The 19,126-nt window shown below is 61.0% G+C and carries 13 protein-coding genes and 1 pseudogene; 6 read left to right on the top strand and 8 right to left on the bottom strand.

From position 1 onward, the window contains the following. Position 1: 1 nt before the first annotated feature. A complete protein-coding gene (gene recQ / locus AC1DUP_RS02210) occupies positions 2–1,867 on the bottom strand; it encodes a DNA helicase RecQ (protein WP_115034341.1) in 1,866 nt (621 codons plus the stop codon). Next, positions 1,867–3,882, bottom strand: a complete 2,016-nt coding sequence (gene dnaG, locus AC1DUP_RS02205; protein WP_477831964.1) for a DNA primase — start codon at positions 3,880–3,882, stop codon at positions 1,867–1,869. Before dnaG ends, recQ begins: the two co-directional genes overlap by 1 nt. Before the next feature lie 768 nt (positions 3,883–4,650). On the opposite strand from dnaG, the gene AC1DUP_RS02200 reads away from it, so the two are divergent. Then, positions 4,651–5,547 carry a hypothetical protein gene (locus AC1DUP_RS02200; protein ID WP_477831963.1) on the top strand — a complete coding sequence of 299 codons (897 nt, stop codon included), beginning with the start codon at positions 4,651–4,653 and terminating at the stop codon, positions 5,545–5,547. On the opposite strand, the gene AC1DUP_RS02195 is transcribed toward AC1DUP_RS02200, so the two are convergent. Then, positions 5,528–5,980 carry a GatB/YqeY domain-containing protein gene (locus tag AC1DUP_RS02195; RefSeq protein WP_477831962.1) on the bottom strand — a complete coding sequence of 151 codons (453 nt, stop codon included), beginning with the start codon at positions 5,978–5,980 and terminating at the stop codon, positions 5,528–5,530. The genes AC1DUP_RS02200 and AC1DUP_RS02195 overlap by 20 nt on opposite strands. A gap of 366 nt (positions 5,981–6,346) precedes the next feature. On the opposite strand from AC1DUP_RS02195, the gene carA reads away from it, so the two are divergent. Both carA and AC1DUP_RS02185 read left to right on the top strand, forming a co-directional pair. Beyond that, the gene (gene carA, locus AC1DUP_RS02190; RefSeq protein WP_477832136.1) at positions 6,347–7,552 is read left to right on the top strand and encodes a glutamine-hydrolyzing carbamoyl-phosphate synthase small subunit; all 1,206 of its coding nucleotides are present in this window, start codon (positions 6,347–6,349) and stop codon (positions 7,550–7,552) included. A 113-nt stretch (positions 7,553–7,665) separates the two neighbouring features. Next, positions 7,666–7,986, top strand: coding sequence for an antibiotic biosynthesis monooxygenase (locus AC1DUP_RS02185; protein WP_477831961.1), 321 nt, complete (start codon positions 7,666–7,668; stop codon positions 7,984–7,986). A 15-nt stretch (positions 7,987–8,001) separates the two neighbouring features. On the opposite strand, the gene AC1DUP_RS02180 is transcribed toward AC1DUP_RS02185, so the two are convergent. The 3 genes from AC1DUP_RS02180 to AC1DUP_RS02170 form a co-directional block, all read right to left on the bottom strand. Then, complete coding sequence (locus AC1DUP_RS02180; RefSeq protein WP_113308839.1) at positions 8,002–9,405, bottom strand: MATE family efflux transporter; 1,404 nt, start codon at positions 9,403–9,405, stop codon at positions 8,002–8,004. 139 nt (positions 9,406–9,544) lie between these two features. Next, positions 9,545–10,792, bottom strand: coding sequence for a TCR/Tet family MFS transporter (locus AC1DUP_RS02175; RefSeq protein WP_115034340.1), 1,248 nt, complete (start codon positions 10,790–10,792; stop codon positions 9,545–9,547). Between the two features lie 133 nt (positions 10,793–10,925). Continuing rightward, positions 10,926–11,831, bottom strand: a complete 906-nt coding sequence (locus AC1DUP_RS02170) for a LysR family transcriptional regulator (RefSeq protein ID WP_477831960.1) — start codon at positions 11,829–11,831, stop codon at positions 10,926–10,928. Between the two features lie 108 nt (positions 11,832–11,939). On the opposite strand from AC1DUP_RS02170, the gene AC1DUP_RS02165 reads away from it, so the two are divergent. Then, the gene (locus tag AC1DUP_RS02165; protein WP_477831959.1) at positions 11,940–12,932 is read left to right on the top strand and encodes an aldo/keto reductase; all 993 of its coding nucleotides are present in this window, start codon (positions 11,940–11,942) and stop codon (positions 12,930–12,932) included. Between the two features lie 53 nt (positions 12,933–12,985). Here the strand turns inward: AC1DUP_RS02165 and ypfJ are convergent, their stop codons facing one another. Both ypfJ and AC1DUP_RS02155 read right to left on the bottom strand, forming a co-directional pair. Beyond that, complete coding sequence (gene ypfJ, locus AC1DUP_RS02160) at positions 12,986–13,918, bottom strand: KPN_02809 family neutral zinc metallopeptidase (RefSeq protein ID WP_113308835.1); 933 nt, start codon at positions 13,916–13,918, stop codon at positions 12,986–12,988. 88 nt (positions 13,919–14,006) lie between these two features. Beyond that, positions 14,007–14,249 (bottom strand): annotated as a pseudogene (locus AC1DUP_RS02155) (DUF2306 domain-containing protein); the annotation flags it as partial. A gap of 100 nt (positions 14,250–14,349) precedes the next feature. Here AC1DUP_RS02155 and AC1DUP_RS02150 point away from each other — a divergent pair. Beyond that, complete coding sequence (locus tag AC1DUP_RS02150) at positions 14,350–15,378, top strand: zinc-dependent alcohol dehydrogenase family protein (protein ID WP_477831958.1); 1,029 nt, start codon at positions 14,350–14,352, stop codon at positions 15,376–15,378. 172 nt (positions 15,379–15,550) lie between these two features. After that, complete coding sequence (gene carB, locus AC1DUP_RS02145) at positions 15,551–19,036, top strand: carbamoyl-phosphate synthase large subunit (protein ID WP_113297619.1); 3,486 nt, start codon at positions 15,551–15,553, stop codon at positions 19,034–19,036. Positions 19,037–19,126 lie beyond the last annotated feature (90 nt).

The following is a 19,126-nucleotide window of genomic DNA, read 5'->3' as shown; positions in this document are numbered from 1 at the left end:
GCTATTCATCGTGAGACAGGATGATATCGAGGAAGGCGTCGCCGTAGCGCTCGAGCTTCGACTGGCCGACGCCGGAAATGCCAAGCAGTTCCTTGCGGCTGCGCGGCCGTTCGGTGGCAAAGGCAATCAGCGTCGTATCGGGGAAGACGACATAGGGCGGCACGCCGAGCGATTTGGCGATCGACATGCGCTCGGCCCTGAGCGCCTCGAAGAGCGTGCCATCTGCACCCGAAAGCCCGGTCCTGCGCTCGGCACGCTCGGTCTTTTTCGCCCGTCGCTCGGAAGGCGCGCGATCCTTGCGGAAGAAGACTTCCCGCTCACGCTTGAAGACTGAACGCGCCTCCGGCTCCAGCTTCAAGGCGCCGAAAGCTTCGTGATCGGTACGCACCAGCCCCATCGCCAGAAGCTGGCGGTAGACGGATTGCCAGGTGCGCGCCGGAATATCCTTGCCGACGCCGAAGACCGGCATACCGACATGTCCGAAGCGCTCGGTCTTCTCATTGATGTTGCCCATGAGCACATCGATCACGTGGCCTGCCCCGAAACGCTCGCCGGTGCGGTAGATAGCGGCCAGCGCCTTGATCGCAGCTTCCGTCCCGTCCCAGGTTTCGACCGGCTTCACGCAGGTATCGCAATTGCCGCATTTGCCGCCATGCGCCTCGCCGAAATGCGCCAGGATCGCCTGTCGCCGACAGGACGCCGTCTCGCAGATCGCCAACAGCGCATTCAGCTTGCCGCGCTCTATGCGTTTGATCTCGTCTGCCGCATTGCCCTCATCGATCATCCGCCGGCGTTGGATCACATCAGCCATGCCATAGGCCATCCAGACTTCGGAGGGCAGGCCGTCGCGGCCCGCACGGCCCGTCTCCTGATAATAGGCCTCGACAGAGCCCGGCAGATCGAGATGGGCGACGTAACGCACGTTAGGCTTGTCGATGCCCATGCCGAAGGCAACGGTGGCGACAAGGCAGAGTTCTTCTTCCTTCAGGAAAGCATCTTGGTTGGCGTCGCGCAGCGCCCGATCCATGCCGGCATGATAGGCAAGTGCCCGGATGCCCTGCGTGTTCAGCCAATCCGCCGTATCCTCGACTTTGGCGCGCGACAGACAATAGACGATACCGCTATTGCCTTTGTGGCCGGCGAGAAAACGTAAGAGCTGCTGGCGCGGCTGATCCCGCTCGACGATCTCATAGGCAATGTTCGGCCGGTCGAAGCTCGTCGTGAAGACCTCGGCATTGTCGAGCATCAGCCGCTCGATAATGTCCTCCCGCGTATGCGGATCGGCGGTCGCCGTCAGTGCAATGCGCGGCACGCCGGGATAATGCTCCGCAAGCCTGCCGAGTTCGCGGTATTCCGGCCGGAAATCATGGCCCCATTGGGAGACACAATGCGCCTCGTCGATGGCGAAAAGCGCGATCTTCGCATTGCTGATAATTTCGCGAAAACCATCCGTGAGGATGCGTTCCGGTGTGACATAGAGCAGGTCGAGATTATCAGAGGAAATAGCACGGCGGATCGCGACATATTCCTCGCGAGAAATGGAGGAATTGAGTGCGGCGGCGCGAATGCCGAGCTGCTTCATCGCTTCCACCTGATCACGCATCAGCGCAATCAGCGGCGAGACGACGATGCCGAGACCTTGGCGACAAAGTGCAGGGATCTGGAAGCAGAGCGATTTGCCAGCGCCGGTAGGGAAGAGCACGACTGCATCGCCACCGGCAACGACATGCTCCACCACTTCCTGCTGACGCCCGCGAAAGGCGGGGTAGCCATAAATGCGCTTCAATACGTCAAGCGGCTGGGCCGGGCCCGCAAACAGGGCGTCCGATGCGGAGAGCGGCGGTTCGTTGCGTTCGGTCTGCTGCATCAGTGGCTCGCAGCGCCCTTGACGCGGCCGGAAAGCACACCGAAGCCATCGATGATGGCTTCCTGGTTCTCAAGCCGCAACGCCTCGAAATGGACTTCCTGTGAAGCGCGCATCAGCCGATCGATCTCGGCATCGTCGCCCGCCTCCGTCGCTTGCGCGATATCACGCTCCAGTTCGATCTTCTGCCAGCGCAGATCCTTGGCACGCTTGTGGAAGGCAAGCGCCTGGCGATAACCCTCGCGGGCATCTTCCATCGCTGCCTGCTCGGTGGCCGTCCAGAGCCGGGCATTACGCACCTGCTGATCAAGGTTCTTCAGGAGCGAACCGAAGCCCGCGACATCGAGGCACTCCAACAGGTAATCACGTGTCAGATGCGGCCCCGCGACAATGGCAGCCGCTCCCAGCATCGCCGACCAGAGCTTCTGCAGATCGCGATTGTCATAATCGATGGCAGCGATCTCGTCATAGTCGTCAAGCATCAGCGCGGGATGGTTGACGACAGTCAGCGCCAGCACACACTCACGGAGCGCCGCATTTTCCTGATGGCCACGCACGAGGCCCGAACGGGTCAAGCGATCCGATGCGAACGCCTGCGTTCGAGGTCCTCCGGCCTTCCCGCCCTGCTCCTTCTGCCCACGGAAATTGCCGCCCCTAGCAAAATTGCTGCCACCACCGAAATTGCCGCCGCCGAAGTTGCGACGATCGCCGCCGCGATTCTGGAACTGCGGTTGGAAGAAGCTGTTCAGCCGGTCGCGCATATCCTGCTGGTAATGGCGGCGCACATTCTCGTCACCAATGACGGCAACGAGCTGTTTCAACCGCGCTTCCAGCTCGGCGCGCGCTTCCGGCGTATCGAAAGTGCCGTTTCTCGCCTCGCGATCCCAGAGCATCTCCGAAAGCGGTTTTGCCTGCGCCATGACCTTATCGAAAGGTGCCCTGCCGTCCTGACGCACGAGATCATCGGGATCCTTGCCATCAGGCAGCAGAGCGAAACGCACGCTGCGTCCCGGCTTCAGATGCGGCAGTGCCAGATCGGCGGCGCGGTTGGCGGCACGAATGCCGGCGCCGTCGCCATCGAAGCAGAGCACCGGCTGCGACGTCATCTTCCAGAGCAGGTCGAGCTGGTTTTCCGTCAGCGCGGTACCGAGCGGTGCCACGGCATTCTCGATGCCCGCCTGATGCAGCGCGATCACATCCATATAGCCTTCGACGGCGATGATCGTGCCTTCGCCATTCGCCCCCTGCATCGAGCGGCGCGCACGGGCGAAATTGTAAAGCACATTGCCCTTGTGGAAGAGCTCGGTCTCATTCGAATTGAGGTACTTCGCAGGCGCATCCGGCGACATGGCGCGGCCGCCGAAGGCAATGACCTTCTCGCGGGAGGACAGGATCGGGAACATGATGCGATCGCGGAACCGGTCGTAGGAAACAGGCACATTCTCGTGCACGACAAGCCCGCAGGCCTCGATCTGCTCCTTGGGCACGCCCTTGCCCGCCAGAAATTCTTTCAGCGCATTGCGGCTGTCAGGCGCAAAACCCAGCCGGAAGGTCTCGATGGTGCGGCCTGTCAGCCCGCGCTCGCGCAGATAGGCGCGTGCTCGCGCGCCATTCGCCGTCTGCAACTGGTCCTGAAAGAACTGCGTCGCCATTTCCATGACGTCGAGAAGCGAGGTGCGCTCCTTCTCGCGTTTTTCCATCTGCGGATCGGCAACCGGCATCGGCACGCCGGCCATGTCGGCAATCGTCTGTACGGCTTCGGGGAAATTCTGGCCTTCGAGTTCGGTCAGGAAGCGGAAATGGTCACCGGTCACGCCGCAGCCGAAACAATGGTAGCGCCCCTTGCGGTCTTCGCAGTGGAAGCTCGGCGACTTCTCGCCATGGAAGGGGCAGCAGGCCCAATAGTCGCCGCGCGAAACGTTGGTCTTGCGCTTGTCCCAGCTCACGCGCCGCGCAATCACGTTCGATATGGGAACGCGTTCGCGGATATCGTCCAGGAAGGTGGGGGAAAAGCGCATCTCTACCTCTTGCAGAACCTCCATATAAGCAGCTTTGCCGCGCCGCGCCACGAAACTTCTGCCGTAAGTCCCGCTTTTCACAGGGCGGGAGACACTGTCACAAACGCTTGCCGACGCCATTCAACAACGCGTTATCGGGATCGCGCAGGGGGTGCGACATTTTTGACATCTCTCAATTTTCGAGGCCCCGGTTTCATCCACGCCGCGAGAACCCGTCTCTTTGGAAGATTCCATAAAAACAATAATTTAAAAAAGAAATGGCCGGTTTGGATTATGCTTCCGGAAGAGCGCCACACGCGTCCGTATACACAATCCGGAAGGTCGGATTCGGGATTATTATATTTTTGTAATTTGAATAAGCCGGGGCGTCGCAATAAGTTCGATCTCAACAAAGCGATCCTCGAGCGAGGCACCATCCCTACCCCCGGCGCCGCCTCGCAAGGGTGCCTTTGCAAATACCCGCCGGCTTGGGTTTCGACCCTGCGTCGCTGACGGAAGCAAAGAGCAAGAAGGCAGGAGCGCCCCCAGCTCCTGCCTTCTTATTTTTGGGAGCAATTCCAGCAAAAGTGCGCTGCGGTTTTGCATCTGGAATTGCGTAAAAGCAAAGAGACGGAGTATTTCCGTCTTTCGGAGAAAACCGGAAATGCTCATGGCTCTCCGCCGTGGCTTTTATTGAGCTTTACCTTACTGATTAACCCCTAAAATACAAAAGCATTGACACTTCCAATAGGCGTGGCAAATGAATGCGCAAAACTCCTGGACAGCGCTATGGCCTACACCGCAGAAAAACTTGCAGCCGATGATAATTTTCTTGCTGCAATTCTTCATTGTGCCAATCAAATGCTCGCGATCTATCGCGAGAGCCCGCGTATTGCATCGATATTCGCAGCACAACAGCGCTGGTTGATGGCGCATGCGGGCTTCGCTCTTTATTATGGCTATCCCGGTGATGAGAAGCGCGGCCTTTACTCTGGCCGTTTCATCGATTTCGTCATCCAGAACAAGATCGCCAGCCGCAACACCGCAGCCGCCTTCGTGCAGGAAATGCTGGCCTATCGCTTCCTGCGCCCCGTTCCGGGCGACGACAAACGCACCCGCTTTCTCGAACCGACGGAAACGGCCGAACACCATTTCACCAAATGGCTGACCGCCCACCTGATGATTCTCGATAGCCTCGATGGCGGCAGCCGCGCGGAAAATCTGACGACCGATCCCAAATTGATCGCGCGCCTGCAGCCGGTCATTGCCAGAAAGATCATCGAGACCGAAGCTGTCCGTGACCCCGGCGCCACCTTCAACCTCTTCAACTGGGCCAATTCCGGCGGCCTCGTCATGGACTATCTGATTTCGCGCCTGCCGGACTTTCCCCGTTCCGCCGACCGCGTCGCCGTCGGTCCACTGTCGCTGCGCGAGATACGCGATCAGTTCATGATTTCCAATACGCACCTGAAGCGCCTGCTCACGCAGGCGGCGGATATGGGAAGCGTGGGCTGGACCGAGCCGCCGAGAAAGGGCGATTTCTGGCTCTCCCGCGGCTTCGTGCTCGAATATTGGAATTATCAGGCGGCGAAATTCGCCATTATCGACGCTGGCGCCGAAACGGTGTTTGGGCCTGCGGTCGAAGAACAACCGCAGGCAAGACGTCTTATTTCAGCAGCTCTTTGACAGTGCCGGAGGCCTTGGCAAAGTCCATCTGGCCGGCGTAGCGCTCTTTCAGGGCAGCCATGATCTTGCCCATGTCCTTCGGGCCCTCGGCGCCGACATCCTTGATGATGGCAGCAATATTGGCGCGCACCTCATCGTCGGAAAGCTGCTTGGGCATGAAGTCCTGGATAAAGGTGATTTCGGCACGCTCCTTGGCTGCAAGCTCGGGACGGGCGTTCTCTTCGTAGATCTTTGCCGACTCATCGCGCTGTTTCACCATCTTGGCGAGGATCTGCAGCACTTCGTCGTCACCAGCCTCTTCCTTGCCGACACCACGATTGGCGATGTCGCGATCCTTGATCGCCGCCTGGATGAGGCGGATGGTGCCAAGACGCTCCATCTGCTTCGCCTTCATGGCCTCTTTGAGCTGGGTGCTGAGTTGATCGCGCAGCATGTCGTTACTCCTTCTGGAGCATCGCACCGAAAAGTGCGAAGCGGTTTTCGGGTGGTCCGATGCTTGAACAAAAACCTGGAGCGACGAATCCGTCTCTTGGGCCGCCGCTTTAGAATGGCGCTTCATAAACCAGGCTGATGCGTGGGATCAAATAAATTGCGAGAATCCCGGCAATATCAGCAGGAAAAGTGCGGCAATCTGCGGTACAAAGATTGACCTAGGCAAAGAGCGTGGCTATCTACCGCCACCTGCACCAAAATTCGTGATCAGGCGTCAAACGCGGCCAAAGCCGCGCGCCTGCACCTGCGAGATCAAATGGCCGGCCAGCGTTACCGAACGCAAGAGCCCGCCGGAAACGGGATGAAGATGACCGCAACAGCACCCTGGACAACCGAAAAGCCGACCGCCCTGCTCGTTCTCGCCGACGGCACCGTCATCGAAGGCAAGGGCATCGGCGCCACCGGCAAGGTCCAGGCCGAGGCGGTCTTCAATACCGCGCTGACCGGTTACGAGGAAATCCTGACCGACCCCTCCTATCTCGGCCAGATCGTTACCTTCACCTTCCCCCATGTCGGCAATATCGGCACCAACGAAGAAGACATCGAAGACCTGACGCCGGCTGCCCGCCACGGCGCAGTCGGGGTGATCTTCAAGGCCGATATCACCGAACCCTCGAACTATCGCGCCGCAAAACATCTCGACGCCTGGCTTAAGGCCCGCGGCATCGTCGGGCTCTGCGGCATCGACACGCGCGCGCTGACCGCCTGGATTCGCGAAAACGGCTCTCCGAACGCCGTTATCGCCCATGACCCCACAGGCAACTTCGATGTGGACGCGTTGAAGGCAGAAGCCAAGGCCTGGAGCGGCCTCGAAGGCCTCGACCTTGCCAAGATCGCGTCGTCCGGGCAGTCCTCGCAATGGTCGCAGACCCCCTGGATCTGGAACGAAGGTTACGGCGAACTCGCCGCCGCTGAGAGCAAGTATCATGTCGTCTGCCTGGATTACGGCGTGAAGCGCAATATCCTGCGCCTCTTCGCCGGTCTCGACTGCAAGGTCACGGTCATGCCGGCAACGGCTAGTGCACAGGATGTGCTCGCCCTTCAGCCGGATGGTATCTTCCTGTCGAATGGCCCGGGCGACCCAGCCGCCACAGGCGAATATGCCGTGCCAGTCATCAAGGAACTGATCAGCACCGATATCCCGGTCTTCGGCATCTGCCTCGGCCACCAGATGCTGGGCCTGGCACTCGGCGCCAGAACCAAGAAGATGCACCAGGGTCATCACGGCGCAAACCATCCCGTCAAGGACCACACGACCGGCAAGGTCGAGATCGTCTCCATGAACCACGGCTTCGCGGTCGATACGAAGTCGCTGCCCAAAGGTGTTGAGGAGACTCACGTTTCTCTGTTCGACGGCACCAATTGCGGCCTGCGCGTTCTCGGCAAGTCGGTCTTCTCCGTCCAGCACCACCCGGAAGCCTCGCCCGGCCCGCAGGACAGCCACTACCTCTTCCGCCGCTTCGTCAACATGGTGCGCGAGAAGAAGGGCGAACCGGCACTCGCCGAACGCTGATATCAGTTCAAGGCCCGTTCAAGCGGGCCTTTTTCTTTGTCCGCATATTGACCTCAACATAACTTGAGGAATTACAGAAGTGCCTGCAACACATCAGATGCAGGAGAAACTGGATGAGCGGAGCTTTCTACAGAATAGACAAATTCGTCGTGCCGGCTGCGGCGCGCGAGGAATTTCTCGTCAAAGTGATGATGACCCATAAGGTGCTGCAAGCCCAGGAAGGGTTCGTCAATCATGCGGTGCTGGAACAGGTTGCCGGCCCCGGCGAATTCAATTTTGTAACAGTTGCCGAGTGGGAAAGCGCCGATGTTGTCGAGCGTGTGCGGGCAGTTGTCGCCGCAGCCCACAAGGCGGCCAATTTCGACCCGCAGGAAATGTTTGCGCGCCTCGGCATTCGCGCCGATCTCGCCAGCTACAAGCCAGTGGCTGCCTGACAAAAAACGGCCGGCCTACGCGCCGGCCGCGACCCCTTCCCGGCGAACGAGGATATAGAAGCGCGCGCAGAGCATGGCGGCAGCGGCCGCAAGCCCGACGAGGAAGCCGTACCAGATGCCGAGCCCGCCGAAACCGAACGGAAAGGCAAAGGCCCATGCGAGGAAGAAACCGATCGGCCAATAGGCGATCAGCGCCATGATCATCGGCACGCGCGCATCCTTCAATCCGCGCAACAAGCCGCTGGCGATTGCCTGCAGGCCGTCGACGAACTGGAAGAGGCCGGCAATGATGATCAGCGGACCGGCATAGGCCAGCACCTGAGGCGCCTCCGGCAGGCTGACATCGAGGAACAGGCGCGCGAGAACCTGCGGTATGGTCGCGAAGATGATGCTGCCGATGATCGCGGCAACACTGGCGATGATCAGCACGGTGATCGCAGCCCGCACCAGACCGGCGTGATCGCCCTGCCCGTGCGCAACGCCGACGCGGACGGTTGCCGCCTGGCCAAGGCCGAGCGGGATCATGAAGGCCATCGAAGCCCACTGCAGGGCAATGCCGTGGGCTGCAAGTTCGATCGTGCCGATATGGCCCATCAGCAGCGAGGCGGCGGTGAACAGGCTGACTTCGGCCAGGATGGTGATGCTGATCGGCAAGCCCAAACGGATGACCTCGAAGAAGGCATGCCAGTCCGGCTTCCAGAAACGCACGAAGATCTCGTAGCGCCGCGTCTCCTCCCTGCTCTGCACGTAGGACAGAATGAACAGGAAACCGGCCGCCTGCACCGCAACGGATACGATGGCAGCACCTTCAAGGCCCATGACCGGCAGGCCGAAATGACCGAGCACCAGGATGTAAGCGCCGATCGCATTCAGCACCAGCATGGCGATGGTGACCTGGAGAATGACGCCGGCCTTGCCGATGGCGCTGACGAGTGCGCGCATCACATTGTAGAGCAGGCCCGGCAGCACGCCGAACTGACCAATGACGATATAGCCATGGGCGAGCTTCGCGACCTCCGGCTTCTGACCGAAGTACTGCAAGATCGCCTCGGAATTGAAGAAGGCCGGCTGCATCAGCAGCCAGTAGCAGATGACCACCCAGATACCCATGCGCAGCGACCGGCGCACCGTCACCACGTCGCCGCGGCCATAGGCCTGCGCCACCATCGGAATGACGGCAATCGCAAAACCCGAACCGAAGATCAGGATCGTGAACAGGAACTGCGCCGAAAGCACCATGGCAGCCAAATGCTCGGCTCCGAGCTGGCCGACGATCATGACGTCGGTCATGCCGATGCCGAACTGCGCCAGTTGGGCACCGATCAACGGCACGCCGAGCATCAGCGTGGCGCGGAAATGCGCAGACCAGCGGTTGTCGGTGGCAGGCGCGGCGGCGCGCACCTCGATCGGCGTGTCCATGACACTCTTCCTGTAATTGAATCTGTTTGGGCCATATTACGGCAAATATCCTGTCGCCTTAGAGCAAAGTAGCGCAAAGAACCACCCTGAAACGGGCAGATGCTGAAAAATTCATCATGGCTTCACTGATTTTGATAGATCACTCCGCGGCGTTGAAAGCGCCTGCCGGCGTCTTCGCCGTCGTCACCCGCATCAAGAATACAACTGCCGCGAAAAGAATGAAAAACGCTGCCAAGAGATAGGGCGCACCGGCGAAGGTGACCGGCGCGTCCGGCTTGGTGAAATAGCCGAACATCTGCGTAAAGATCAGCGGGCCGATAATCGTCGTGATGCTGCTGATGCTGGTGAGCGCGCCCTGCAGCTCGCCCTGTGCCGAAGGCGGCACCTTGCCGGCGGCAATGCTGCGAAGCGGCGGATCGGCGACATTCTCCATGACCGTCAATACGATCACGGCATAGACGACCCAGCCCTCCCAGGCGAAGGCATAGCCTGTGAGAGCGGTCATCGAGAAACACAGGCCAAGCAGCGCTGTCTTCCATTCACCGAGAACAGGGACGACACGCGGAAGAACGAGTCCCATGACGAGAGCTGCGCCGATCCCGTAAATGCCGAGGGACAGGCCGATCTGCCCTTCACTCCAGCCGTAACGGAAAGTCGAGACGAAGGACCAGACCGAGGGATAGACGGCATGGGCGAGGAAAAACAGGAACATGACGAGGCAAACCCAGCCGATGCCGGGATAGTGCCGCATCTGCCGCAAAGCGCCGAGCGGGTTTGCTCGCTTCCATTCGAAGGTGCGGCGGTTCTTCGCTTCCAGCGTTTCCGGCAGCAGGAAACAGGCGGCGACAAAATTGATGAAGGAAAGCGCGGCCGCACCGAAGAACGGCACGCGCGGCCCGAACTCGCCTAGGAAGCCGCCGATAACGGGGCCGACCGTGAAACCGACACCGAAGGCGATGCCGATCAGGCCGAAATTCTTGGCGCGGTTCTCCTCATTGCTGATGTCGGCGATATAGGCCGAGCAGGTGGCGAAACTGCCGCCGCTGATGCCCGCGAGCACCCTGCCGACGAAGAGCATCCAGTAGCTGGTGGCAATGGCGCAGATGAAATTATCGAACGCGAAGGTCAGCACGGAGAGCAGCAGGATCGGGCGGCGCCCGAAACGGTCGCTCAAGTTTCCGAGCAGCGGCGCAAACAGGAACTGCATCAGCGAATAGATCAGCATCAGCCAGCCGCCGTCGACGGCCGCATCGCTGACCGTGCCACCCGTCAACTCCTCCAGAAAAACGGGCAGCACCGGCATGATGATGGCAATGCCGATAATATCCAGAAAGAGAATGATGAAGACCAGGAAAAGGCCGCGGCGAACGAATTTCGGATCAAGCATGAGACATCTCTACAGCCGGTATTTTCTGAAAAGACGATCTCGTCGCCGAGTATATGACATAGCCGATTGAAATAGCCGAAACAATACGTGAACATTTCAATGTTTTGATGGCGGGGCCGCCAAAACAGATGGTTCAGACACTTTTCCGCTGCTCCATCCGCACAAAATCCACAAAAGCCCGCAGCGGCGTGGGCATGTGATGGCGGCTCGGATAATAGAGGGAGGGGCCGGAAAATTCGCTACCCCATTCGCTTAAAATGGGCATCAGCCGGCCATCCGCTATGCCGGGCGTCAGCAGCTCTTCGAACGTGTGGATGACGCCAAGCCCGGCAAGCGCCGCTTCAATTTCCATCTCCGCCGCATTGGCGATGATCGGGCCTGATGGAGTGATGACCAGCGTCTCATCGCCGCGTTCGAACTCCCATGCAAGAGAGGCGCCGCTCAGGAAGCGATGGCGGATACAGCTATGCTCCAGCAGATCCCGCGGGTGCTGCGGCACGCCTCGCCTCTCGAGATAGGCAGGAGAGGCAGCCGTCACATAGCGCTGCCTGCGTGGGCCGATCGGCACGGCAATCATGTCGCGTTCCAGCCTCTCATCATAACGAACACCGGCATCGAAACCGGCGGCCAGCACATCGATGAAATTATCGTCGGCTATGATCTCCAGCGTGATCTGCGGGTAGAGCGCGAGGAACCGTGCGGCGAGTCCGGCCATGAAAAGCTTCACGACTATGCTTGGCACATTGAGCCGCAGAGTGCCCGCCGGATTATCGCGGAAACTGTCGAGCTGACCAAGCGCGGCAGCGACTTCCAAAAGCGCCGGGGACAGCCGTTCGAGCAACCCCTCTCCGGCTGCCGTCGGTGTCACGGAACGCGTCGTGCGGTTGAGAAGCCGCACGCCGAGCCGTTCTTCCAGTCGCCGCAGAGAATCGCTTAAGGAGGAAGCGGAAACGCCGCGCTTGCGGGCCGCAGACCGAAAACTGCGCTCCCTTGCAATTGCAGCAAAGGCATCCAGATCACTGAGGGGAAGATCGTCCATTGTGCACTTACCCGTACGGCCTGTTCGAAACTATCCGGATTATCGCACAGAGTTAACAGCGATAAAACCGCATCCGAAGACGCCATCGGGGCGCTGAAGGAGAAGAAGATGCAGACCTATCGTTTGGGAAAGACCGGCCCGGAAGTTTCGGTCATCGGCCTCGGCTGCATGGGCATGTCGGGCATGTACGGTCCGTCCGATCGCGCTGAAAGCATTGCAACCATTCATGCCGCGCTGGATGTCGGCGTCAACCTGCTCGATACCGGCGATTTCTATGGCATGGGCCACAATGAAATGCTGATCGGCGAAGCACTGAAAGGCCGCAAGCGCGAGGACGTCGTCATCAGCGTCAAGTTCGGCGCGCTACGCGATCCCTCGAATGGCTGGAACGGTTACGACGCCCGCCCGATCGCGGTGAAGAACTTCCTCGCTTATACGCTGCAGCGACTCGGTGTCGACTACATCGATATCTACCGTCCCGCCCGCCTCGATCCGAACGTTCCGATCGAGGAAACGGTCGGCGCCATCGCCGATCTCATCAAGGCGGGTTATGTCCGCCATGTCGGGCTTTCCGAAGTCGGCGCCGATACGGTCCGCCGGGCCGCTACCGTGGCTCCCATCGCCGACCTGCAGATCGAATATTCGCTGATTTCCCGCGGCATCGAGGATGAAATTCTGCCGACGACCCGCGAACTCGGTATTTCCATCACCGCCTATGGCGTGCTGTCGCGCGGCCTCATCAGCGGCCACTGGCAGAAGGGCCAGCACGGACAAGGCGATTTCCGCGCCGTCAGCCCGCGCTTTCAGGAAGGCAATATCGATGAGAACCTCGCTCTGGTGGAAGAACTCAGGAAGATCGCCATCCTCAAGGGCGCCTCGGTCGCCCAGGTCGCCATCGCCTGGGTGGCGGCACAGGGCAAGGATATCGTGCCGCTGGTCGGCGCCCGCCGCCGCGACCGCCTGACGGAAGCGCTCGGCTCCCGCGCAGTCGAGCTCACCGCCGACGATCTCTCTGCCATCGAACGCGCGGTGCCGAAAGGGGCCGCCAGGGGCGCCCGTTATCCGGAGGCCCAACTCAAGCACATGGACAGCGAAAGGTAAGCTGCCCCGGCTGACCGGCACCCTGCTCTCGAGTCGGGTGCCGGATGTCCCGTTCAGATCGGGTTGGAGAATGTATCGCAGGCCGCAAGCTGTCCGCTGTCGAAACCGCGCTTGAACCAGCGCGCGCGCTGGGCCGACGTGCCGTGGTTGAAACTCTCAGGCACGACATAGCCCTGCGAGCGCTTCTGCAGCGTATCGTCGCCGATCTGCTGGGCGGCATTCAGCGCTTCCTCCAGATCGCCGGCGTCGAGAATACCCTTCTGCTGCGTATATTTGCCCCAGATACCGGCAAAGCAATCCGCCTGCAGTTCGACACGAACCGACATCTTGTTGGCGTCGGCCTCGCTCATGCTCTGGCGTGCCTGATTGAACTTCGGCAGGATGCCGAGCAGGTTCTGCACATGGTGGCCAACCTCATGGGCGACCACATAGGCTTCGGCGAAATCGCCGGATGCGCCGAACTGGTCGGAAAGCTGTTGGAAGAAGGCCGTGTCGAGATAAACCTTGTGATCACCGGGGCAATAGAAGGGACCAGTCGCAGCCGAGGCGAAACCGCAGGCTGATTGCGTCTGGCCGGAGAAGAGCACGAGGCGCGGTTCTTCGTAATCCTTGCCCTGGGACTGGAAGATGCCATGCCAGGTATCTTCGGTCTCGGCAAGAACCGTGCGCACAAAGGCGGTCATCTCGTCATTTGCGGGCGCCTGTGAGGAAGATTCGCTCTGCGAATAGCCAGAATCGCCCATCGAGCCACCACCGCCATCCATCACCTGCATGAGATCGATGCCCATCGCCTTGAAGATCAGGTAGATGACGACGAGGAAAATGATCATGCCGATGCTGAGCCCGCCACCGCGACGGCCGACACCGCCGCCCGATGGAAAGCTGAAGCCGCCACCGCGGCCGAAGGGATTGCGTCCCGTACCACCGGAGGGATCGCCGCGGCGATCCTCGATATTGTCGGACTGACGCCGGCCTTTCCATTCCATCTTCGATCTCCCCGGCGATGCGCGCCATGCATGCTCTCAGGAGTAAGTTATATATCCGGTGCGAGGACGAATTCCAGCCGCCGCTTCCTCACGCCGCGCGGTTGCGGCGCGCACGAAAGCGGATAGCGCCAAAAATCGCAGCGGCGACCAGCCCGAACACCGCTGCGGCCAGCCAGCTGTTGCCGGAGAAGGCGACCGCATTCATCAACCGGCCCGGCAGCAGCGTGGCAAGGCCCGCAACGACGATGCCGCCGAAATACATGCCCGATACGATCCGGCGATGCGTGTGGATATCGTGCCGCCGCGCGGCAAGGATCGCCCGCCAGCTTCCGGCCCCGCCGACGCTTCGGCTGAAGAAATGCCGGCAACTGCTTGACGCGACTCCAGCTTTCCCGCTTCCTGATGGTGAGGAGATCTGCAGGAGGATGTCGATGAAAGCTGTGCGCCTGGAAGCGACCGGAAAACTGTATATGCGCGAGGTCGAAAAGCCCGTTCCCGGACCGGGCGACCTGCTGGTGCGCATCGAAGCTTGCGGCATCTGCGGCACCGACCGGCATCTTTTCCTCGGCGAATTCCCCTCCCATCCACCGGTAACCCTCGGCCATGAATTCGCCGGCATCATCGAAGCGGTCGGACCCGAGGTCACCGGCTTCCGTTCCGGCATGCGCGTGACCGGCGATCCCAATATCGCCTGCGGCCGTTGCGAGGAGTGCCACAATGGCCGCGTCAATCTCTGCCGGAACCTGCAGGCGATCGGCATCCACCGCGACGGCGGTTTCGCTGAATACGTCTGCATGCCGCAAAGCCAGGCATTCGCGCTGCCGCTCGAACTCGATCCGCTGCACGGCGCCTTTTGCGAGCCTCTCGCCTGCTGCCTGCACGCCGTCGATCTCGCCAATATCAGGACCGGCGCTTCCGTCATCGTGCTCGGCGGCGGCGTGATCGGCCTGCTCACCGTCCAGCTTGCCCGGCTTGCCGGTGCGACGCGCATTCTTCTCGTCACCCGTAATGCGGACAAACGCGCGCTCGCTGAAAAACTTGGTGCCACCGCGACCGTCGACCCGTCGCAGGCGGATACCATCAGCGGCATTACCGGCGACGGCGGATTGCTTCCTGGCGGAGCCGACGTCGTCTTCGAATGCGCCGGCGTGCCGGAAACAATGATACAGGCACCACGGCTCGCAAGACGCGGCGGCACTGCCGTCATCCTTGGCGTCATGCCGCAAGGTGCAAAAGTAGAGATCGAACCCTTCGACCTCTTGTTCCGCGAGGTGAACCTCGTCAGCTCTTTCCTCAACCCCTTCACGCACCAGCGCGCTGCCGATCTCATCGCGACAGGCGCGATCAAGGTTGAGCCGTTGATTTCGCGCCGGATCACGCTCGAACAGGCGCCCAATGCGATTGCCAATCCGGCCCCCGGCGGCGAGATTCGCACGCTGGCGATACCTGCCGGGCAATAGGCCCCCAAAAGCGATCCGGGATTCCTGTCGATTCCGTGATTTATGGGGTTCCGTTTGCAAAAACATTTGCCTATAAGCCGCTTCTAGCCTGAAAAGACCCTCAATGCGCGACCCGACCCGGTGCCCTCCCACCCTGGCCGGCTTTTTGCGCAGCTAGAAATGGATATCGCCCATGCCGAAGCGCCAAGACATCAAATCGATCCTCATCATCGGCGCGGGACCGATCGTCATCGGCCAGGCTTGCGAATTCGACTATTCCGGCACCCAGGCCTGCAAGGCGCTGAAAGAGGAAGGCTACCGCGTCATCCTCGTCAACTCCAACCCGGCAACGATCATGACCGATCCCGGCCTCGCCGACGCTACTTACGTCGAGCCGATCACGCCTGAGGTCGTCGCCAAGATCATCGCCAAGGAACGCCCCGACGCGCTGCTGCCGACCATGGGCGGCCAGACCGCACTGAATACCGCTCTTTCGCTGAAGCGCATGGGCGTGCTCGACCGCTATAATGTCGAGATGATCGGCGCAAAGCCTGCCGCGATCGACAAGGCCGAAGACCGCGCCCTCTTCCGCGAGGCGATGGCCAAGATCGGCCTCGAAACGCCGCAATCGATGCTGGCCAACGCCACCGACATCAAGGATGCCGACCGCAAGACGCATGAGGCCGAACGCACCAAGTTGCGCGAGGGCTTCTCGGGTCCGGAACTCGACAAGGCGCTCGACGAACTCGAAAACCAGTGGAACCTCGGGGAGACCGACCGCAAGCAGCGCTATATCAGTCATGCCATGGCAATCGCCGCGCAGGCGATCGACGTCGTCGGCCTGCCGGCCATCATCCGCCCCTCCTTCACCATGGGCGGCACCGGCGGCGGCATTGCCTACAACCGCTCGGAATTCTTCGAAATCGTCGGCGGCGGCCTCGATGCCTCGCCGACCACGGAAGTGCTGATCGAGGAATCGGTGCTCGGCTGGAAGGAATATGAGATGGAGGTCGTCCGCGACAAGGCGGACAACTGCATCATCATCTGCTCGATCGAAAACATCGACCCGATGGGCGTCCATACCGGCGACTCGATCACCGTCGCCCCTGCGCTGACGCTGACGGACAAGGAATACCAGATGATGCGCAACGCCTCGATCGCGGTTCTGCGCGAGATCGGCGTTGAGACCGGCGGCTCGAACGTGCAGTTCGCCGTCAATCCCAAGGACGGCCGCCTCGTCGTCATCGAAATGAACCCGCGCGTATCGCGCTCCTCCGCCTTGGCATCGAAGGCCACCGGCTTTCCGATCGCCAAGGTCGCGGCCAAGCTCGCCGTCGGCTACACGCTGGACGAACTCGACAACGACATAACCGGCGGCGCTACCCCCGCCTCCTTCGAACCGTCGATCGACTATGTTGTCACCAAGATCCCGCGCTTCGCCTTCGAGAAATTCCCCGGCGCCTCGCCTGTCCTGACGACGGCGATGAAGTCGGTCGGCGAAGTGATGGCTATCGGACGCACCTTTGCCGAATCCCTCCAGAAAGCGTTGCGTGGCCTCGAAACCGGCCTTACCGGCCTCGATGAAATCGAAATCCCCGGCGTCGAAGAAGGCGAATCCAGCCAGAACGCCATCCGCGCCGCAATCGGCACGCCGACGCCCGACCGCCTGCGCATGGTCGCCCAGGCGCTACGCCAGGGCATGAGCATCGAAGAAGTACACGAAGGCTGCAAGATCGACCCGTGGTTCCTCGCCCAACTGAAGAACATCGTCGACATGGAGGCCCGCATTCGCGAGCACGGCCTGCCCGGTGATGCCGAAAACCTGCGCATGCTGAAGGCGATGGGCTTTTCCGACGCGCGTCTGGCGACGCTTGCCAACAAGCGTCCGAAGGAAGTGGCCGAAGTTCGCAACGCGCTGAACGTTCGCCCGGTCTTCAAGCGCATCGATACCTGCGCTGCCGAATTCGCCTCGCCGACCGCCTACATGTATTCGACCTACGAGACGCCCTTCGTCGGCATTGCCCGCTCCGAAGCCCAGGTCTCAGACCGGAAAAAGGTCGTCATCCTCGGCGGAGGCCCAAACCGTATCGGCCAAGGCATCGAATTCGACTATTGCTGCTGCCATGCCGCCTTCGCGCTGAAGGATGCCGGTTATGAAGCGATCATGATCAACTGCAATCCGGAAACGGTTTCGACCGACTACGACACGTCGGACCGCCTCTACTTCGAGCCGCTGACGGCCGAAGACGTGATCGAGATCCTCCGCGCCGAGCAGGAAAGCGGCGAAGTCGTCGGCGTTATCGTCCAGTTCGGCGGCCAGACGCCGCTGAAGCTCGCCGAAGCGCTCGAAAAGAACGGCATCCCGATCCTTGGCACCGCGCCCGACATGATCGACCTCGCCGAAGACCGCGACCGCTTCCAGAAGTTGCTGATGAAGCTCGACCTCAATCAGCCGAATAACGGCATCGCCTATTCCGTCGAGCAGGCCCGCCTCGTCGCAAGCGAAATCGGCTTCCCGCTGGTTGTGCGCCCCTCCTACGTTCTCGGCGGCCGCGCCATGCAGATCCTGCATGCGGAAAGCCAGCTGCAGAGCTACCTGCTCGACACCGTGCCGGAACTCGTGCCCGAGGATATCAAGCAGCGCTACCCGAACGACAAGACCGGCCAGATCAACACCCTGCTTGGCAAGAACCCGCTGCTCTTCGACAGCTACCTCAGCAACGCTATCGAAGTCGATGTCGATTGCCTCTCCGACGGCACCGACGTCTACATCGCCGGCATCATGGAACATATCGAGGAAGCCGGCATCCATTCGGGCGACAGCGCCTGTTCGCTGCCACCCCGCACGCTTTCGAACGAGATGCTCGACGAGCTGGAACGTCAGGCCAAGGCCATGGCCAAGGCGCTGAATGTCGGCGGCCTGATGAACGTGCAGTTCGCCATCAAGGACGGCACGGTCTACGTGCTCGAAGTGAACCCGCGCGCCTCGCGCACCGTACCCTTCGTCGCCAAGACCATCGGCGCGCCGATCGCCAAGATCGCCGCCCGCGTCATGGCCGGCGAGAAGCTCGATGCGACCTTCGCGGCCTATGGCGAAAAGCCAGATCCGCGCGCGCTCAAGCACATCGCCGTCAAGGAAGCCGTCTTCCCCTTCGCCCGTTTTCCTGGTGTCGATACGCTGCTTGGCCCGGAAATGCGCTCCACTGGGGAAGTCATCGGTCTCGACACCGATTTCGCGCTGGCCTTTGCCAAGTCGCAGCTCGGCGCCGGCGTCGAACTGCCGCGTGAAGGCACAGTCTTCGTGTCCGTGCGCGATGCGGACAAGACTCGCGTTCTGCCGGCGATCCGCATCCTCGTCGAACAGGGCTTCAAGGTACTGGCGACGGGCGGCACTGCCCGCTTCCTCGGCGAAAACGGCATCGAGGCGACCAAGATCAACAAGGTTCTCGAGGGACGTCCGCATATCGAGGACGCCATCCGCAACCGTCAGGTCCAGCTGGTCATCAACACGACCGACGGCAACAAGGCGATCTCCGACTCCAAGTCGCTGCGCCGCGCCACGTTGATGCAGAAGGTGCCTTACTACACCACGATGGCCGGCGCCGAAGCTGCCGCTCAGGCGATCAAGGCGCTCAAGGCCGGCAACCTCGAAGTCCGCCCGCTGCAGAGCTACTTCTGATCCGCAAGGAGGCATTGCCTCCTCGTCCGGAACATACCCCGAGTTTGCTGCTCTTGGATCGGGAGCAGCATATCCTCGTCCTCTTCAAAA

It is taken from the genome of Rhizobium sp. 01L419, from assembly GCF_056400025.1.
The sequence above is the reverse complement of the archived record's forward strand: the minus strand, read 5'-3'. Positions and strand labels throughout refer to the sequence as shown.

What these genes read in the sequence shown, in the direction of transcription:
- recQ (WP_115034341.1), bottom strand. Translation starts at nt 1,867, where the DNA reads ATGCAGCAGACCGAACGCAACGAACCGCCGCTCTCCGCATCGGACGCC.
- dnaG (WP_477831964.1), bottom strand. Translation starts at nt 3,882, where the DNA reads ATGCGCTTTTCCCCCACCTTCCTGGACGATATCCGCGAACGCGTTCCC.
- AC1DUP_RS02200 (WP_477831963.1), top strand. Translation starts at nt 4,651, where the DNA reads ATGGCCTACACCGCAGAAAAACTTGCAGCCGATGATAATTTTCTTGCT.
- AC1DUP_RS02195 (WP_477831962.1), bottom strand. Translation starts at nt 5,980, where the DNA reads ATGCTGCGCGATCAACTCAGCACCCAGCTCAAAGAGGCCATGAAGGCG.
- carA (WP_477832136.1), top strand. Translation starts at nt 6,347, where the DNA reads ATGACCGCAACAGCACCCTGGACAACCGAAAAGCCGACCGCCCTGCTC.
- AC1DUP_RS02185 (WP_477831961.1), top strand. Translation starts at nt 7,666, where the DNA reads ATGAGCGGAGCTTTCTACAGAATAGACAAATTCGTCGTGCCGGCTGCG.
- AC1DUP_RS02180 (WP_113308839.1), bottom strand. Translation starts at nt 9,405, where the DNA reads ATGGACACGCCGATCGAGGTGCGCGCCGCCGCGCCTGCCACCGACAAC.
- AC1DUP_RS02175 (WP_115034340.1), bottom strand. Translation starts at nt 10,792, where the DNA reads ATGCTTGATCCGAAATTCGTTCGCCGCGGCCTTTTCCTGGTCTTCATC.
- AC1DUP_RS02170 (WP_477831960.1), bottom strand. Translation starts at nt 11,831, where the DNA reads ATGGACGATCTTCCCCTCAGTGATCTGGATGCCTTTGCTGCAATTGCA.
- AC1DUP_RS02165 (WP_477831959.1), top strand. Translation starts at nt 11,940, where the DNA reads ATGCAGACCTATCGTTTGGGAAAGACCGGCCCGGAAGTTTCGGTCATC.
- ypfJ (WP_113308835.1), bottom strand. Translation starts at nt 13,918, where the DNA reads ATGGAATGGAAAGGCCGGCGTCAGTCCGACAATATCGAGGATCGCCGC.
- AC1DUP_RS02150 (WP_477831958.1), top strand. Translation starts at nt 14,350, where the DNA reads ATGAAAGCTGTGCGCCTGGAAGCGACCGGAAAACTGTATATGCGCGAG.
- carB (WP_113297619.1), top strand. Translation starts at nt 15,551, where the DNA reads ATGCCGAAGCGCCAAGACATCAAATCGATCCTCATCATCGGCGCGGGA.